Annotated in this window: 20 protein-coding genes; 4 read left to right on the top strand and 16 right to left on the bottom strand. The window is 69.2% G+C overall.

The genetic code is table 11. The features are described 5' to 3' along the window. Positions 1–8 precede the first annotated feature (8 nt). The 7 genes from DELCS14_RS26370 to DELCS14_RS26340 all read right to left on the bottom strand — a co-directional run bounded on the left by DELCS14_RS26370 (position 9) and on the right by DELCS14_RS26340 (position 5,576). On the bottom strand, positions 9–725 hold the full coding sequence (locus DELCS14_RS26370; RefSeq protein ID WP_013804332.1) for an urease accessory UreF family protein: 717 nt from the start codon (positions 723–725) through the stop codon (positions 9–11). Next, a complete protein-coding gene (ureE, locus tag DELCS14_RS26365; protein ID WP_013804331.1) occupies positions 718–1,362 on the bottom strand; it encodes an urease accessory protein UreE in 645 nt (214 codons plus the stop codon). The genes DELCS14_RS26370 and ureE overlap by 8 nt, the downstream gene beginning before the upstream one ends. A 7-nt stretch (positions 1,363–1,369) precedes the next feature. Continuing rightward, the gene (ureC, locus tag DELCS14_RS26360) at positions 1,370–3,073 is read right to left on the bottom strand and encodes an urease subunit alpha (protein WP_012203113.1); all 1,704 of its coding nucleotides are present in this window, start codon (positions 3,071–3,073) and stop codon (positions 1,370–1,372) included. Positions 3,074–3,238: 165 nt separating this feature from the next. Further along, positions 3,239–3,544, bottom strand: a complete 306-nt coding sequence (locus DELCS14_RS26355) for an urease subunit beta (RefSeq protein ID WP_170962150.1) — start codon at positions 3,542–3,544, stop codon at positions 3,239–3,241. Positions 3,545–3,571: 27 nt separating this feature from the next. Beyond that, on the bottom strand, positions 3,572–4,195 hold the full coding sequence (locus tag DELCS14_RS26350; protein ID WP_013804329.1) for a HupE/UreJ family protein: 624 nt from the start codon (positions 4,193–4,195) through the stop codon (positions 3,572–3,574). Positions 4,196–4,338: 143 nt separating this feature from the next. Further along, a complete protein-coding gene (locus DELCS14_RS26345; RefSeq protein ID WP_012203116.1) occupies positions 4,339–4,641 on the bottom strand; it encodes an urease subunit gamma in 303 nt (100 codons plus the stop codon). Between the two features lie 17 nt (positions 4,642–4,658). Then, positions 4,659–5,576 carry an urease accessory protein UreD gene (locus DELCS14_RS26340; RefSeq protein WP_013804328.1) on the bottom strand — a complete coding sequence of 306 codons (918 nt, stop codon included), beginning with the start codon at positions 5,574–5,576 and terminating at the stop codon, positions 4,659–4,661. 88 nt (positions 5,577–5,664) lie between these two features. On the opposite strand from DELCS14_RS26340, the gene DELCS14_RS31445 reads away from it, so the two are divergent. Then, entirely contained in the window at positions 5,665–5,796 is a 132-nt protein-coding gene (locus DELCS14_RS31445) for a hypothetical protein (protein ID WP_267233768.1), read from the top strand. Here the strand turns inward: DELCS14_RS31445 and DELCS14_RS26335 are convergent. Further along, positions 5,775–7,013 carry an MFS transporter gene (locus DELCS14_RS26335; RefSeq protein WP_013804327.1) on the bottom strand — a complete coding sequence of 413 codons (1,239 nt, stop codon included), beginning with the start codon at positions 7,011–7,013 and terminating at the stop codon, positions 5,775–5,777. The two genes, DELCS14_RS31445 and DELCS14_RS26335, sit on opposite strands and share 22 nt — an antisense overlap. 46 nt (positions 7,014–7,059) lie before the next feature. After that, entirely contained in the window at positions 7,060–7,587 is a 528-nt protein-coding gene (locus DELCS14_RS26330) for a RidA family protein (RefSeq protein ID WP_013804326.1), read from the bottom strand. Positions 7,588–7,716: 129 nt separating this feature from the next. Between DELCS14_RS26330 and soxR the strand changes: the two genes are divergently transcribed. Further along, entirely contained in the window at positions 7,717–8,187 is a 471-nt protein-coding gene (soxR, locus tag DELCS14_RS26325) for a redox-sensitive transcriptional activator SoxR (RefSeq protein ID WP_013804325.1), read from the top strand. 23 nt (positions 8,188–8,210) lie between these two features. Here soxR and DELCS14_RS26320 read toward each other — a convergent pair whose 3' ends face one another. Continuing rightward, a complete protein-coding gene (locus DELCS14_RS26320; RefSeq protein WP_013804324.1) occupies positions 8,211–9,380 on the bottom strand; it encodes an MFS transporter in 1,170 nt (389 codons plus the stop codon). 320 nt (positions 9,381–9,700) lie between these two features. Here DELCS14_RS26320 and DELCS14_RS26315 point away from each other — a divergent pair, with 320 nt between their 5' ends. Next, positions 9,701–10,174, top strand: coding sequence for a hypothetical protein (locus tag DELCS14_RS26315; RefSeq protein ID WP_013804323.1), 474 nt, complete (start codon positions 9,701–9,703; stop codon positions 10,172–10,174). A gap of 51 nt (positions 10,175–10,225) precedes the next feature. Here the strand turns inward: DELCS14_RS26315 and DELCS14_RS26310 are convergent, their stop codons facing one another. Both DELCS14_RS26310 and DELCS14_RS26305 read right to left on the bottom strand, forming a co-directional pair. Further along, positions 10,226–11,176, bottom strand: a complete 951-nt coding sequence (locus tag DELCS14_RS26310; protein WP_013804322.1) for a diguanylate cyclase — start codon at positions 11,174–11,176, stop codon at positions 10,226–10,228. 116 nt (positions 11,177–11,292) lie between these two features. After that, positions 11,293–12,357, bottom strand: a complete 1,065-nt coding sequence (locus tag DELCS14_RS26305; protein ID WP_013804321.1) for a serine/threonine protein kinase — start codon at positions 12,355–12,357, stop codon at positions 11,293–11,295. Between DELCS14_RS26305 and DELCS14_RS26300 the strand changes: the two genes are divergently transcribed. Next, positions 12,356–13,153, top strand: coding sequence for a 2'-5' RNA ligase family protein (locus tag DELCS14_RS26300; RefSeq protein WP_049801528.1), 798 nt, complete (start codon positions 12,356–12,358; stop codon positions 13,151–13,153). The two genes, DELCS14_RS26305 and DELCS14_RS26300, sit on opposite strands and share 2 nt — an antisense overlap. Here DELCS14_RS26300 and DELCS14_RS26295 read toward each other — a convergent pair whose 3' ends face one another. The 4 genes from DELCS14_RS26295 to DELCS14_RS26280 form a co-directional block, all read right to left on the bottom strand. Next, complete coding sequence (locus DELCS14_RS26295; protein ID WP_012203126.1) at positions 13,154–13,570, bottom strand: organic hydroperoxide resistance protein; 417 nt, start codon at positions 13,568–13,570, stop codon at positions 13,154–13,156. Positions 13,571–13,634: 64 nt separating this feature from the next. Continuing rightward, entirely contained in the window at positions 13,635–14,102 is a 468-nt protein-coding gene (locus tag DELCS14_RS26290) for a MarR family transcriptional regulator (protein WP_012203127.1), read from the bottom strand. Positions 14,103–14,195: 93 nt separating this feature from the next. Next, positions 14,196–15,011: a crotonase/enoyl-CoA hydratase family protein gene (locus DELCS14_RS26285; RefSeq protein WP_012203128.1), complete on the bottom strand. Its 816-nt coding sequence runs from the start codon at positions 15,009–15,011 to the stop codon at positions 14,196–14,198. Positions 15,012–15,109: 98 nt separating this feature from the next. Then, positions 15,110–15,958 carry a 3-hydroxybutyryl-CoA dehydrogenase gene (locus tag DELCS14_RS26280; RefSeq protein ID WP_013804319.1) on the bottom strand — a complete coding sequence of 283 codons (849 nt, stop codon included), beginning with the start codon at positions 15,956–15,958 and terminating at the stop codon, positions 15,110–15,112. Positions 15,959–15,979: the final 21 nt, after the last annotated feature.

The raw sequence follows: 15,979 nt of genomic DNA, 5'->3' as shown, positions 1-15,979 counted from the left end.
GTAAGTGATCAGGACCGGAAGAGCCGGGAGTACTGGTGTTCGTGCCGCGCCTGCAGCACGCTCCATTGGGGCAGCATGGTGTCCAGCCGGGGCGGCGCTTCGCTGGCGCGGCGGCGTGCCTCGCCCACGGCCTGCTCCAGCAGCGGATGCAGGGCCAGCAGCAGGCTCTGGCCCGCCACTTGGCCCAGCGGCACGGCCTTGATGGCGGCGGCCACCTGGTTCTCCAGCCAGGCAAAGCCATAGGCCAGCAGGGCGTGGTCCTCGTCGGCATCCACGGCGGCGCAGGCACAGGCAAAGGCCGTGGGATAGGCCAGGCCAGGGGTGTCCACCAGCGCGCCCAGTTGTGCGATGCGGGGCGCAAAGGCCTCGCCGCCCCAGGGCACGGAGCGCAGCAGGCTGTGCAGCGACCAGCCCATCTGCAGCGTCTCGGCACGGGCCTCGCGGCTGTCGCGGCTGGCAATGAACCACTGGTTCCATTCGTGCACCGCCCCCTCGTCGCCTGCGCTCCAGGCCCGGCGCAGCAGCAGCCACAGCGGTGCCTCGCAGCGTGCAAAACCGTGGGCCAGCGCATCGGCAATCCAGGTGCGCGCCGTGCCGGCATCCGTGACCAGACCGTGCTCGATGGCGGCCTCCAGCCCCTGCGAATAGCTGAAGCCGCCCACGGGCAGCTGGGGCGATGCCAGGTGCAGCAGGGCGCACAGCCCCTGTATCGACAGGTCAGCCATGCGGATGGTCGTGGCCGTGCCCGTGTCCGCAGCAGCCTTTGTGGTCATGGTCATGGCTGTGATCGTGGCCATGTTCATGCCCGTGGGAATGATCGTGGGAATGGCCGTGTGCGTGCCCATGGTCATGCAGCGCATACACGCTCTGCGCCAGCGCCTGGTCCTCGGCAAAGCTGGCGTCATGGCCGTGGCGGTGGCCGCCGCCATAGGCGCCAGCCTCGGGCTCGAAGGGCGCATCCACCAGGACCACCTGCGCACCCAGGCGCAGCAGCATGTCGTGCAGCACGGGGTCGTTTTCCAGGTGCAGGTGCGTGGGGGTGACCTCCACCGGGATATGCCGGTTGCCCAGGTGGTAGGCCGCACGCAGCAGGCCCAGCGGCGTGGCCGCCGTCACGCGCAACACTGCCTGGGGCGCCGCGCGCACGGCGACCAGGCTGCCATCCTCGGCCACCAGCACATCGCCGCCGCGCAGCACGCTGCCGCGCGCCAGCACCACGGCCAGCTCGCGCCCCGTGGAGTCGATGGCCGCAAAGCGGCTCTTCTGGCGCATGTCCCAGTCCAGTTCCAGCGTGGCGGCGCGCCTAACTAGTACGGCGGCAAGGCCCCCGCCCTGCGGCATGTGTTTGTTGACGGTGAGCATGGGGTGATCAGAACAGAAAATACCGCTGCGCCATCGGCAGCTCGGTGGCGGGCTCGCAGGTCAGCAGCTGGCCGTCGGCCACGACCTGGTAGGTCTCGGGATCGACGCTGATGTCGGGCTGCCAGTCGTTGTGCACCATGTCGCGCTTGCTGACGCTGCGGCAGTTTTCCACGGCCACGGTGCGCTTGCGCAGGCCGTAGCGGTCTGCCACGCCGGCCTGCTGGGCGGCCTGCGAGACGAAGGTGAGGCTGGCCGCCGCCACGCCGCTGCCCTGGCCCGCGAACATGGGGCGGTAGTGCACGGGCTGGGGCGTGGGGATGCTGGCGTTGGGGTCGCCCATGGCGGCGCTGGCGATGCTGCCGCCCTTGAGGATGAGGCTGGGCTTGACGCCGAAGAACGCCGGCCGCCACAGCACCAGGTCGGCCAGCTTGCCGACCTCGACCGAGCCCACGACATGGGCGATGCCATGCGTGCGTGCGGGGTTGATGGTGTACTTGGCCACGTAGCGCTTGACGCGGAAGTTGTCGTGGCGCGCGTTGTCGCCCGGTAGGCTGCCGCGCTGGACCTTCATCTTGTGCGCGGTCTGCCAGGTGCGCAGCACGACCTCGCCCACGCGGCCCATGGCCTGGCTGTCGCTGGAGATCATGGAGAAGGCGCCCAGGTCGTGCAGCACGTCCTCGGCCGCGATGGTTTCGCGGCGGATGCGGCTTTCGGCGAAGGCGATGTCCTCGGCAATCGAGGCATCCAGGTGGTGGCAGACCATGAGCATGTCCAGGTGCTCGTCCAGCGTGTTCACCGTGTAGGGCCGCGTGGGGTTGGTGGACGAGGGCAGCACGTTGGCCTCGCCGCAGACCTTGATGATGTCGGGCGCGTGGCCGCCGCCCGCGCCTTCGGTGTGGTAGGTGTGGATGGTGCGGCCCTTGAAGGCGGCCACCGTGGCCTCGACGAAGCCGCCCTCGTTGAGTGTGTCGGTGTGGATGGCGACCTGGGTGTCGGTCTCGTCGGCCACGCCCAGGCAGCAGTCGATGGCGGCGGGCGTCGATCCCCAGTCCTCGTGCAGCTTCAGACCGATGGCGCCCGCCGCGATCTGCTCGCGCAGCGGCGCGGCCTGGCTGGCGTTGCCCTTGCCCAGCAGGCCGATGTTCATGGGGTAGCCGTCCACGGCCTGCAGCATGCGCTCCATGTGCCAGGGGCCGGGCGTGACCGTGGTGGCGAAGGTGCCCGTGGCCGGGCCCGTGCCGCCGCCGATCATGGTGGTCACGCCGCTGGTCAGCGCCTCGTCGATCTGCTGCGGGCAGATGAAGTGGATGTGCGTGTCGATGCCGCCGGCCGTGACGATCATGCCCTCGCCCGCAATGATTTCCGTGCCGGGGCCGATGACGATGGTCACGCCCGGCTGCATGTCCGGGTTGCCGGCCTTGCCTATGCCTGCGATCAGCCCGTTCTTGATGGCGATGTCGGCCTTGACGATGCCCCAGTGGTCGATGATCACGGCATTGGTGATGACGGTGTCGGCGCAGTCGGCGGCCATGCGCTGGCTCTGGCCCATGCCGTCGCGGATGACCTTGCCGCCGCCGAACTTGACCTCTTCGCCGTAGATCGTGTGGTCCTTCTCGATCTCGATGACCAGGGCCGTGTCGGCCAGCCGCAGGCGGTCGCCCACGGTGGGGCCGAACATCTCGGCATAGGCCTGGCGCGTGATGCTTGCCATAGCATTCCCTTTCTGTTGTCTACGACGCTATGCGTTGCTCGTTGTACTTAAAGCCGGCGTGGTCCAACCCGGGGACACCGAGGAAGGGCCGCCCCGCACCGAGGGTGTCGTCCCCCTCCCGCGAAGCGAGAGAGGGGGAAGCGGCGTAGCCGCTCAGGGGGTACTTCAAAGCCTGCCCATCACCTTGGCGTTGAAGCCATAGATGATGCGGTCGCCGGAGATTTCCACCAGTTCCACGGTGCGCTCCTGCCCGGGCTCGAAGCGCACGGCCGTTCCGGCCGCGATGTTCAGCCGCCAGCCGCGTGCGGCGGCGCGGTCGAAGTGCAGGGCCTCGTTGACCTCGAAGAAATGAAAGTGCGAGCCCACCTGCACGGGCCGGTCGCCGGTGTTGGTGACCGTGAGGGTCTGCACGGGCCGGCCCGCGTTCAGCAGGATCTCGCCGGGCTCGGCCAGCAGTTCGCCGGGGATGATGCGCTCGGTCATGTGCGGCTCCCGCGCTCAGCCTGCCAGCGCCACGGCACCGTAGCCCATGGCGGCCACGCCGGCCAGGCGTGCGGCCCAGGCCGATGCCGTGCCGCCGCGCATGGCCCGGCCAAAGGCCACGCCCAGCGCATGCAGCACCAGCGTGGTGGCGACCATGCCCGCCATGTAGGCCCAGAACACGGCTGCGGGCAGCGCGTGGGGGAAGACCTCGCCATGCGCGTATCCGTGGAACAGCGCGAAGGCGCCGGCCAGCACCATGGCCAGGGCCACGGGCAGGCGGCGCTGGGCCACCAGCAGCAGGCCGAAGGCCAGCAGCGAGGCGGCCACCATGGGCTCGACGGCCGGCAGCTCCAGCGGGGTCTGCGTCAGCGCCAGGCCCAGCGCCATGCAGGCGGCAAAGGCCACGGGCGGCAGCCACTGGCGCTGCAGCATCAGCCCGCACCACAGGCCCAGGGCCAGCATGGCCAGCAGATGGTCCAGGCCCGCGATGGGGTGGGACAGCCCGGCCATCAGGGCCTGCATGGCGCCGTCACCGGCATGCAGGTGGGCGCCGGCCCCCGTATGGGCGCTGGCGGCCGTGGCGGCGGCCAGCAGGGCCGGGGCGAGCAGGTAGTTGAAAGTGTTGCGGAATCTGAACATGGAGATCTCCTTGATCGCTATCGAGACTGGATCTGCCCACGGCACAAGCGGATGCAGCGGGCTGGTTGGGGGTGCCCAGCAAGGGCCGCCCCGCAGCGATGGCGCCGTCCCCCTTGGGGGAAGCGGCGTAGCCGCTCAGGGGGTCAAACTATTGGGTGATGAACGGTGACCAGCTTGGTGCCGTCCGGGAAAGTGGCTTCGACCTGGATGTCCGGGATCATTTCTGGAATGCCCTCCATCACATCGGCGCGCGTCAGCACCGTGGTGCCCAGGTGCATGAGCTCGGCCACGGTCCTGCCGTCGCGCGCCCACTCCAGCACGGCGGCGCTGATCAGCGCCACGGCCTCGGGGTAGTTGAGCTTCAGGCCGCGCGCCTTGCGCCGCTCGGCCACCAGGGCTGCGGTGAACAGCAGCAGCTTGTCTTTTTCACGCGGGGTGAGTTCCATGGATGAGTCTCCGTTGATCAGGTGGCCCAGAGGCGGGGAGGGCGGGCAGGCATGTCCAGCAGTGCCGGGCGCAGCAGGCGCCAGCCTTCATGCAGCACGGCCCGTGCCGCCTCCATGCGCCGGGCCAGCACGCGCAGCAGCAGCACCGAGGGCGCGCCACCCTGGCCGGCCAGCAGGCTGGCGCCGGCGCGCACTTCATCGCTCCAGGGCAGGCTGGCGGCCAGTTGCTCGCTCAATGGCTCCATGGCCGCCAGGGGTTCGGGGGCCACGGCCCAGAGGCTGGCCTGTATGGGCAAGCCTGCCCAGGCAACGGGGCTGGACAGCAGGGCATGGCCGGCGTGCAGTTCACCTTGCTCCAGCCACAGCGGCCGTCCGCCGCATGCGAGCCGGTTGTGAAGCTGCAGGCGTGCGGCAGCGCAGTGGGCGGCGCCGGTGTGGTTCCAGTGCTCGCCCGCGCCATAGCGGCCCAGCACCACGGCGTCCCAGCCGATGGCGCGCGCGCCCGGCGCAAGATCCAGGTCCAGCGCCATGGTGGCGTCGGCACCGGCGAACAGCATGTTTTCCTGTGGCAGCCATTCCAGGATGGCGCCTTCTTCCACGCGCAGCCGCACGCGCTGCGCGGCCGGGCGGCCCTGGGACTTGTACCAGCGCGTGGCGCCCGGCGTGGTCAGCAGGGCATGGGCGCCGGGCTCCACGGTCACATCGATCTGCAACTGGTCGCCGCCGGCCACGCCGCCGGGCGGGTGCAGCAGCACGGCATGGCAGATGCCGGGGCCTTCGGGGTGCAGCGGTTTTTGCACGCGCAGCGGGCCGCTGTGGCGTGCGTGGGAAAGCACGCTGCCCTGGCCGGCGCGGTGCCCGAAGCGCAGGTCCAGCATGGCCTGCCAGCCCGAGGCGCAAGCGGGCACGGCGGTGATCGGTAGCGCTGCGGACATGGGCGTGAGGGGCGGTACAGGGCGTGGTGGTTGTAACGGCCTTTGTCATGCATTTAGCGTGCCAATCCGGTGCAGTGGCGGTTGCGCCATGCTGGTGCGCTGGCGTATCGGATTGGTGCGTTTCCTGCATGACAAGGCGCGCAAGACGGCACGTTTGCAGTGCATTCTTGCGCAGCGTGCCGCAGGCTGGTGCGGCTTTTACGCGCTTGCCCGGGTCTGACGCGCCAGGCTTCTGTCCCAGGCCACGACGGCCAGCGTGGCCAGGCTCAGAATCAGGCCTGCCACGCTGGCACCTGTCCATCCCCAGTGCAGCCAGACCGCCGAGCCCACGGCCGAGCCTGCCGAGGCGCCGATGAAATAGCCCGTCATATAGACCGCATTGATGCGCGAGCGCGCCAAGGGTGCCAGCGCATAGATCACGTTCTGGTTGCTGATGTGCAGGGCCTGCAGCGCGGCATCGACGATGAGCAGCCCCGCCAGAAACCACCACAGGCTGGTGCCGCCCAGCCACAGCGCCCCCCAGCCCGCCAGCATGAGCAGGCCGCCGGCCAGCGTGGTGCGCTGCTCCAGCCCCCGGTCGGCCAGCCGGCCGGCCATGTTGGCCATGAGGGCGCCGGCCACGCCGACCAGGCCGATGAGGCCGATCTGCGCATCGCCAAACCCGTAGCCCGGCCCGGCCAGCAGCAGTGCCATGGTCGAGAACAGCACGCTCACCGTGGCAAAGCCCATGCCGCCGATCAGCGCCCGGCTGCGCAGGCGCGGCTGCTCGCGTGCCAGCGTGAGCAGGGAGCGCATCACCGCGCCATAGCCTATGGGCTGGGCCGGCTGCGCCAGGGGCAGCGCGCGCCGCAGCAGCAGGGCCACGCCGGCCGTGGCCAGGGCGCCCACCCAGTAGACGGCATTCCAGCCGCCCAGCTCCGACAGCAGGCCCGCCACGCTGCGTGCCGCCAGGATGCCGATCAGCAGCCCGCTCATGACCAGCCCCACGGCGCGCCCGCTGGCGCCGGGCGCCGCAAAGCTGGCCGCCATGGGCACCAGCACCTGTGCCGCGACCGAGAACAGCCCCGTCATCAGCGTGCCCGCCGCCAGCAGCGCAAAGCTGTGCGCCATGCCGCTGGCCAGCATGCCCAGCGCGGCCAGCAGCATCAGGCCCAGCACCAGGCGGCGGCGTTCCAGCATGTCGCCCAGCGGCACGAGCAGCAGCAGTCCCAGCGCATAGGAGACCTGGGCCATGGTCACCGTCAGCGAGGCACGCGCCTCGCTGATGCCCAGGTCGATGGCGATGGAGTGCAGCAGCGGCTGGTTGAAGTAATTGGCGCCCGCGCACAGGCCGCAGGCCGTGGCCATGAGCAGCAGGGTGCTCTGGGGCAGCACGGGCGTGGCGGTGGCCTGCATGGGCGGCGAGGGCAGGGCGGGGGCCGGGGAGGATCTGTTCATCGGACGAATGCCTGTGTTATCTGCTTATGGGTGGCAAACGGATGGCTCAGACCCACAGCGGCGGCCGTGCGGGCTGGGCGTGGGCGGGCAGTGCGGCCACGGCATCGACCTCGATCAGCATGCCGGGCAGGGCCAGCCGGGGCACGGGGATCAGGGTGCAGGCCGGAAAGCGCGGCAGGGTATTGCTGGGGGCGCCATCGCCGGGGGCACCGTCGCTCCAATGCAGGCGCACGGCGGCCTGCCAGTCGTTGAAGCGGGCCTCCGAGTGGTCGACGATGAGCAGGGTCAGCTTGACCACCTGGCCCATGTCCGCGCCCGCCGCCTGCAGCGCCAGCTTGAGGTTGGACAGCGCCTGCTGCGCCTGGGCCGCGAAGCTGTCGGGCAGGTCGCCCGCCTGGTTCTCGCCGCCCTGGCCCGAGACGAAGGCCCATTGCGCCGGCCCGTGCACGGTGACCACATGGGTGTAGCCGTTGGGCGTGGCGTCGTAGAGGCCGGCGGGCTGCAGATGGTGCAGTTGCGGGGCCGTGGAAGCTGCGGGCTGCGCCGAGGAGGTGGCAAGTGCGTCGTGTGGCATGTATGGCTTGGAGTCTGAGAGTGGGCCGGACCGGGCGGCGAGGCTTGCCAGTGTGAAACCTCAACCAAAGTTGAGGTCAAATGCAGGCCTGCTTGGACCTATTTTTCCTGCGCCTATTTTCCTGCTGCCATGAATCTGTCTTCTGCCGGTGTCACCGCGTCCGACCATGACGGGCCGGCCATCCTCTCCGTGGGCGAAGTCGCCCGGCGCAGCGGCATCACCGTCTCGGCCCTGCATTTCTACGAGCGCCAGGGGTTGATCGAGAGCCTGCGCACGCCCGGCAACCAGCGCCGCTATGCGCGTGCCGTGCTGCGGCGCGTGGCGGTCATCAGGGTGGCCCAGCGCATGGGCGTGCCGCTGGCCGAGATTGCCGAGGCGCTGCAGGACCTGCCCAGCGGCCGCACGCCCACGCAGGCCGACTGGGCCGCGCTGTCCGCGCGCTGGCGCCATGCCCTGGATGCGCGCATCCAGGGCCTGACCCAGCTGCGCGACCAGATCGACGGCTGCATTGGCTGCGGCTGCCTGTCCCTCAAGGTCTGCCCGCTGCGCAATGACGGCGACTGCCTGGCCGAAGACGGGCCGGGACCGCACTTTCGCTGAACAGGCATGCGCCCTTGGCGGAACTAGTGCTTGGGCATGGGCAGCGTGGGCGTGCGCGTGCACATCCAGCACAGCCAGCCGGCCAGCGCACCCATGACGATGCAGTAGGCGACCAGGGCCTCGGTGATGCCGATATGGTCCGAGAGCCAGCCCAGGCCCAGGATGGGCACGATGGTGCCCAGGTAGCCGACCACCAGGTACGTGGACAGCAGGCCCGTGCGTGTGGCCGGTGTCGAGACCTTGTTGACGATGGACATGCCCGCCAGGTTGCACAGGCCGTGGCCCGCCGCCGTGGTGATCACGCTGAGCGCGAACAGCAGGGCCGAGCCCGCGAAGCTGTTGACCAGCAGCAGGAGGTTGCAGGCCACCAGGCAGGCAAAGCCCACAATGGCCGAGCCCTTGGTCGGGCGCGGGCGCGCCAGGTACTGGAAGCCCGCCGAGAGGAACAGGATCACGCCGATGGACAGGCCCGAGACAGCCGGCCCGTGCCAAGGCACCATGCGCTGCATGAAGCTGGGCGCCAGCGATGCGAACAGGCTGAACATGCCGAAGGCGCAGAACGCGCACATGCCGCCCAGTGCGTAGTGGCGCGCAAAGCGGCGCTCCGGCAGCGTGATGGTGGGCATGAAATCGCGCCAGTGCAGCGCGCGTGCCTGGGTGGAGGCCAGCTCGGCCGGCTCGGCGATGCGCACCTGGTACAGCGCATAGATGGCCAGCAGCCCCAGCCCCAGTGAGGGGATGTAGGCCGTGACCAGCGGCCAGGGCAGCCACTGCGCGATCAGCCCGCCCACCACGGGGCCCAGCCCGAAGCCGAAGGCAATGGTCAGGCTGGTCGTGGCCGCGGCGCGCTGCAGGTCGCCCCGGTTGTTGAGCCGGGTCATGCCCACCGAGGCCGAGGTGGTGATCAGCCCCGAAGCCACGCCGATCACCACGCGCCCCAGCGCAAAGCTGGGCACGTTCCAGGCCACGGCGGAGGCCAGCACGCCCAGCGTCATCAGGATCAGCCCGGCGCGCAGCACGGTGACAAAGCCGAATCGGTCGGTCAGCCGGCCCAGGAACAGCAGGCTGGCCAGCGCGCCGAACATATAGGCCACGAAGATCTGCGTGATGTGGCTGGGCTGCAGCCCCCAGGCCTGCTGGTACAGCGGGTACAGCGGGCTGGCCAGGGCGGTGCCCATGACACCCACGCACATGGAAAAACACACCCACGCATAGGGTGGCCAACGGGTTTGCATAGAAAAGGGAGCGAAAAGGGAGCGCGAAGAAAGCGAAGGGGAAAGCGGCGCCGCGCAGGCCTGGCGCCACCGAGGCGCCACGGCACTGTCCGGGAGCGCATGGAATCTGGAATGACCCGCAGGCCAATGGGTGAATTCTAAGAAACCCGCGTGTCCTGAGTGTTTCGCTGCCTCCGAGCCCCTGGCATGGACCCGGGCATACCGCTGGCATCGTGCGCCGGGCGGGCGGGTGTACCCTGTGGCCGTCCCTGTGTTTTCCCTTGTCCAGAGAGTCCGGCATGCCAGTTCCATCCTCCGCCTTCATGACCTCCCAGCCATCCCGCAAGGCAGCGTGGACCGCGCTTGGCGCCTGCGCGCTGCTGCTGGCCGGCTGCGGCTCGGTGGGCGGCGGCGTGGGCATCGGAATTCCGGTCGGCCCCGTGTCGGTGGGCGTGGGGCTGGGCAGCGGCGGGCTGAGTGCCGGAGTCGGCACGGGCGTGGGCCCGGTCGGCGTTGGCGTCGGCGTCAACCAGAGCGGCCAGGTGCTGGGCAGCGCAGGCGTGGGCGCCTCCACGGGTGTGGGCGGCGCGCGGGTCGGCGTGGGCGTGGGTTCATCCACCGTGCTGCACGATCCGCAACGCTCCAACGTTCAACCGGCCCCGGCCCCGGAGCCAGCGCCTGCAGCCCCGCCTCAGACCCCGGCCGGCCAGGTGCAATGGCGTGATGCCAGCGGTCAGGTCGTGCCGACCTGCCGCGTCGATGGACGTTGCTGAGCCGGTGCGAGAGAGGGGAAAGGCGCGTAGCGCCTCAGGGGGTGCTTCTGATCACCCCGCCCAGACGATGCGGTCGCGACCAGCGTTTTTTGCGAGATAAAGGCGCCGATCGGCATCGGCCAGCAGTTGCTGGGCACTGTTGGTGGGCGAAGGCGCAATGCAGGCCACGCCCAGGCTCACGGTCAGCGCCTGGCCCAGGGGCGAGGCGGCATGGGGCAGGTCCAGCAGCCTGAGCGCATCGACGATGCCCTGCGCCACCAGCACCGCGCCATCCAGCGCCGTATGGGGCAGCAGGCAGACGAATTCCTCGCCCCCATAGCGCGCCAGCAGGTCGCCCGGCCGGTGCAGTGCGCCCTGAATGGCCTGGGAGATCTGGCTCAGGCATTCATCGCCGACCAGATGGCCGTAGTGGTCGTTGTAGGCCTTGAAGTGGTCCACGTCCATCATCACCAGCGACAGCGGCTCGCCCAGGCGCTGCAGGCGCATGAACTCGCGCTCCAGCTGGGCACTGAAGAAACGCCGGTTGGCCACGCCCGTCAGCCCGTCGCTGTGCGACAGCAGCTGCAGCATCTGGCGCTGCTGGGCAATCTCCAGATGCGTGCGCACGCGTGCCTTGAGCACGGCCGGGCGAAAGGGCTTGGTCACGAAATCCACGGCGCCCAGGTTCAGGCCCAGTTCCTCGCAATGGGGCTCGGTCAGCGCGGTGAGGAAGATGATGGGGATATGCGCGGTCTGCAGGTCGGCCTTGAGGCGTCGGCAGACCTCGAAGCCGTCCATCTCCGGCATGCGGATGTCCAGCAGGATGAGGTCGGGCAGGTACTGGCGGGCCAGGGCCAGCGCCTCCTCGCCGGTGTAGGCCACAAGCGGGCCGCACAGATCCTTGATCACCTGGCAGATGATGGTGGCGTTGTCCGGAACGTCGTCCACCACCAGCACCTTTTGCGCGGCAGGCAAGGGCTGTAGCGGGTTGGGCAGCGATGGTGGGAAGGCGGAGTAGGGCATGGCCGATGGGATTTCGGGCCGAGAATACCCCGGAACCCGCAGCCCTGGATAGGGCGCCGCGGGCCTGGACAATTTGTAAAGATATCTGTCTTCGGGAGGCAGGCAGCCCGGTGGCCTCAGGCGTATAGAGGCTCTTCCTGCATGGCCTCGATCTGCTCGTTGAGCATGTCCACCTGCCCGCGCCAGTAGTCGGGCGTGCCGAACCAGGGGAAGTTGATGGCAAAGATCGGGTCGTCCTGGCGCCGCGCCAGCCAGGCGCTGTAGTGGATCAGGCGCAGCGTGCGCAGCGGCTCGATCAGGGCCAGCTCGCGGCGGTCGAAGGGACGGAACTGCTCGTACCCATCCAGCAGGGCGCCCAGCTGGCGCGTGCGCTGGCCCCGGTCGCCCGACAGCAGCATCCACAGATCCTGCACGGCCGGGCCGGTGCGCGCATCGTCCAGGTCCACGAAATGCGGGCCGCCGCGGCCTTCGTCGTCCAGCGGCGTCCACAGCACGTTGCCGGGATGGCAGTCGCCATGCAGGCGCAGCGTGCGCGCGCTGTGCAGGCCGAAGTGGCCGGCTGCGCTCATGCCGTCGGCGGCGGGTGCCATCAGGTCCAGCGCGCGCTGGCAGGCGGCCTTCCAGGTGGATTCCACTTCCAGCGGAATCATTTGCCGGTCCAGCAGCCATTGCATGGAGTCCCTGCCGAAGGTGGCCAGGTCCAGCGCCGGCCGGTGCGCAAAGGGCCGGGCTGCGCCCACGGTGTGGATGCGTGCCAGGAAGCGCCCGGTCCACTCCAGCACCTCGAAGTCGTCCAGCTCGGGCGGACGGCCTCCGCGCCAGGGGCTGACCGAGAAATCAAAGCCCGCGTGGCTGTGCAGCGTGGCGCCTTCCAGCACCAGCGGGGGCACGGCGGGCACTTCGGCGGCCGTCAGCTCGGCGCTGAAGGCGTGCTCCTCCAGGATCTGATCGCGGCTCCAGCGGCCCGGGCGGTAGAACTTGAGCACGACGCGATCGCCGTCTTCCAGTACGGCCTGGTAAACGCGGTTTTCGTAGGAGGCCAGGGCCGTGAGCCGGCCGTCGCCCCACAGGCCGACCGAGGCCAGGGCGTCGAGCACCACGTCGGGCGTGAGGCGGGCATAGGCGTGCGAGTCGTCGTCGGGGACGACATTCAGATCAGGATCGTGCGGTGTGGCGGACATGGGGCGATTGTCGCCGGGCTGGCTTAAGCTGTGCGGCTGCCTAGCCTTCACCGATTCGCCCGCCGTGCCGCTGCTGCCCCATTTCCTGCAATCCCATGCCATAGCGAGCGCCAGCTCCAGTGCGGCAGGCGCATCCGACGACTGGAGCGGCTGGCATCTGGGCCGGCGCCGCTATGCGGTCTGGGTGCTGGAGCTCCATGCGCTGGGTCCTGGTGAGGGCGAAGCCGTGCGCCGCGCCTGTGCGCAGGCGCGCCAGGACCTGGCCGCTGCGCTGGTTCCGCGGTACGAGCGGCAGCTGCATGTGACCCTGGCCACGGCCGGCTTTCTGGATGGCGATGCGGCCCTGCCGGACGCCTACGGCGCGGCGGAACTATCGCGCGACTTGCACGCGCTGCAGGACCTGCCGGCCGCACCGCTGCAACTGGAATTCGGCGGCTGGGGCAGTTTCGAGATGGCGCCGTATCTGCAGGTGCGCGACCGCAGCCAGGGCGGGCCCACGCTGGGCATGCTGCATGGTGCACTCAGGCCGGCAAGACCCGAACTGGCGCTGACCGAGGCGCTGCGCCCCTATGTACCCCATGTGACGCTGGGCGCCTGGAGCGCCGCCTGGCCACGCGCCCAGGTGCTGCAATGGATAAGCGGCCTGCCGGTGCTGGAGCACTGGCAGGCCGCCGTGGGCGAGATCGCGCTGGTCAGCTATGCGGCCGACGCCTTGCACGGCCCGTTGACCTGCCATGCACGCTACGACCTCCGGGGTCGCAGGTTGCAATGGCGGGAGCGGCCGGGCTGGGCCTGATCAGACCAGGGTGATCTGCACGTCGATGTTGCCGCGCGTGGCGTTGGAGTAGGGGCAGACCTGGTGGGCTGCGTCCACCAGGGCCTGGGCGGCGGCCTTGTCCATGCCGGGCAGGCTGACCTTCAGGCGGGCAGCGATGCCGTAGGCGTTGGGGATGGTGCCCAGGTCCACTTCAGCGTCGATGGACAGATCCTGCGGCAGGCTGATCTTCTGCTTGCCGGCCACGGCCTTGATGGCGCCGATGAAGCAGGCCGAGTAGCCTGCGGCGAACAGTTGCTCGGGATTGGTGCCCGTGCCGCTGGTGCCTGGCGAGGAAAGTGTCACGTCCAGGCGTCCGTCATCGGTGCGCGAGGCGCCGTCGCGGCCGCCGGTGGTGTGGGCACGTGCGGTGTACAGGACTTTTTCGAGCTGGGCCATGGTGTCTTCCTTTTGCAAAGTTGTCCGGCTGTGCGGACGGGTGGAGGAAATCGGCAATCCGTTGTCAGTCGCTGCGGCGCGGCGCCAGCCGCTCGCGCAGTGCGCCGAGTTGCTGCGTCAGCGCCTGCAACTCGGGCAGCGTGCACTGCGTGCTTTGCAGCACGCAGGCGGGAATCTTTTCAGCCGCATCGCGCAGTGCCCGGCCTTGCGGGGTGAGCGTGATGCGCACGCGGCGCTCGTCCTGCGCATCGCGCACCCGCTCCAGCAGGTTCGCGCCTTCGAGCCGCTTGAGCAGCGGCGTCAGCGTGCCCGAATCCAGGGTCAGCTGCTCGCCGATCTCCGACACGGTCAGGCCGTCGCGCTCCCACAGCACCAGCATCACCAGGTACTGCGGATAGGTCAGGCCGATGCCGTCGAGCAGGGGCTTGTACAGCTTGGTCATGGCCAGCGACGCCGAGTACAGCGCAAAGCAGACCTGGTTGTCCAGGCGCAGAAGCTCGGGGGTGTCGGTGGGCAGGGCATTGCGTGGCATGGGCTGAATTATTGCTGTCAATTAAATTGCGCACAACTTAATTGAGGAAATCCCTCCAGATCTGAGGGGGAAGATCGGGAGGGCGAGAAAGGCCTAACGGCCCGTGAAGCGCGCGGGGCGTTTCTCGATGAAGGAGCGCACGCCTTCGGCGGCATCCTCGCTGCTGGCCAGGCGCTGCTGCACGGGAATGAAGTCGGCCACGGCGGCGGCCTGGCCCAGCTCGATGGCCTTGAGCACATTGAGCCGCGTGGCCACCACGGCCTGCGGGGCCTGGGCGGCAATCCGCTCGGCAATGCGCAGGGCCTCGGCCAGTTCCTGGCCCGCTGGCACCACCTTCTGCACGAAGTTCAGGCGATAGGCCTCGGCGCTGTCGAACTCATCGGCCGTGAGCAGGTGCAGCATGGCATTGCCCACGCCCGCACGCTCGGCCATGCGCAGCGTGGCGCCGCCCGTGGGCATGATGCAGCGCTGCACCTCCAGCTGGGAAAAGCGGCAGTCATCGGCCGCGACCACGATGTCGGCGCCCAGCATCAGCTCGATGCCCACCGTGAAGCAAATGCCCTTGACCGCCACCACCATGGGCTTGGCGCGGCGCCGGTAGCCGACCAGGCCGTAGTCGTGCGGCTCCACCAGGCCTTGCGGGATGGCCTTCCTGCCCGAGCGCAGGTACTCCGCCATCACCGGCAGGTCCAGCCCCGCTGTGAAATGGCTGCCAAACGCATGCAGCACGCCCACGCGCAACTCGGGATCGTCGTCCAGGCGCGTATAGGCCTCGGCCAGCTGCTGGAACATGGGCGGCGTCCAGCCGTTGCGCTTGGCGGGGCGGTTGATGCCGATCAGCAGCACATGGCCGCGCACTTCGCAGCTGATGCAGCCTTCGGGCGGCGGGGTGGGTGTGTTGATGTCCATGGTTGTCTCCTGCGCATGGACCTTAGAGCAGGCCGCTGGAGGGCGCAGTCGCGCAGAAGACGGCCGGCCCGAGCGGGCCGGCAGGCCAAGGCCGTGTATCAGTAGCTGTACACGCCGCGGCCCGTCTTGCGGCCCAGGCGGCCGGCGGCCACCATTTCCTTGAGCAGGGGGCAGGGACGGTACTTGCTGTCGCCGAATTCCTTGAGGTAGACCTCCATCACGGCCAGGCACACGTCCAGGCCGATCATGTCGGCCAGGGCCAGGGGGCCGATGGGCTGGTTGCAGCCCAGCTTCATGCCGGCGTCGATGTCCTCGGCCGATGCCAGGCCTTCGGCCAGCACGAAGAAGGCCTCGTTGATCATGGGCACCAGGATGCGGTTGACCACGAAGCCGGGGGCGTTCTTGACGGTGATGGGGCTCTTGCCCAGGCGCTCGGACAGTTCCTTGACCGTGGCGTGCGTCTCGTCGCTGGTCTGCAGGCCGACGATGATCTCCACCAGCGCCATCATGGGCACGGGGTTGAAGAAGTGCATGCCGATGAACTTGTCGGCACGGCCCGTCACGGCGGCCAGCTGGGTGATGGAGATGGACGAGGTGTTGGTGGCGACGATGACGTCGGCATCCAGCAGCGCGTCCAGCTGCTTGAGGATCTTGACCTTGAGCTCGTAGTTCTCGGTGGCGGCCTCGATGACCAGTTGCGCGCCCTTCAGCGCCGCGTAGTCGGTCGATGTCTTGATGCGGGCCAGGGCGGCGGTCTTCTCTGCCTCGGTCAGCTTTTCCTTCTTGATCAGGCGGTCCAGGCTGCCCGAGACGGTGGCCACGCCCTTCTGGACGGCGGCCTCAGAGATGTCCACCATGACCACGTCGATGCCCGATACCGCGCAGGCCTGCGCGATGCCGTTGCCCATGGTGCCTGCGCCGATGATGCCTACGGTTTGAATTGCCATGACTGTCAGTCTCCTCAAACG

Source organism: Delftia sp. Cs1-4, from assembly GCF_000214395.1.
Taxonomy (GTDB): Bacteria; Pseudomonadota; Gammaproteobacteria; order Burkholderiales; family Burkholderiaceae_C; genus Comamonas; species Comamonas acidovorans.
This window is presented reverse-complemented; position numbering and strand designations above follow the sequence as displayed.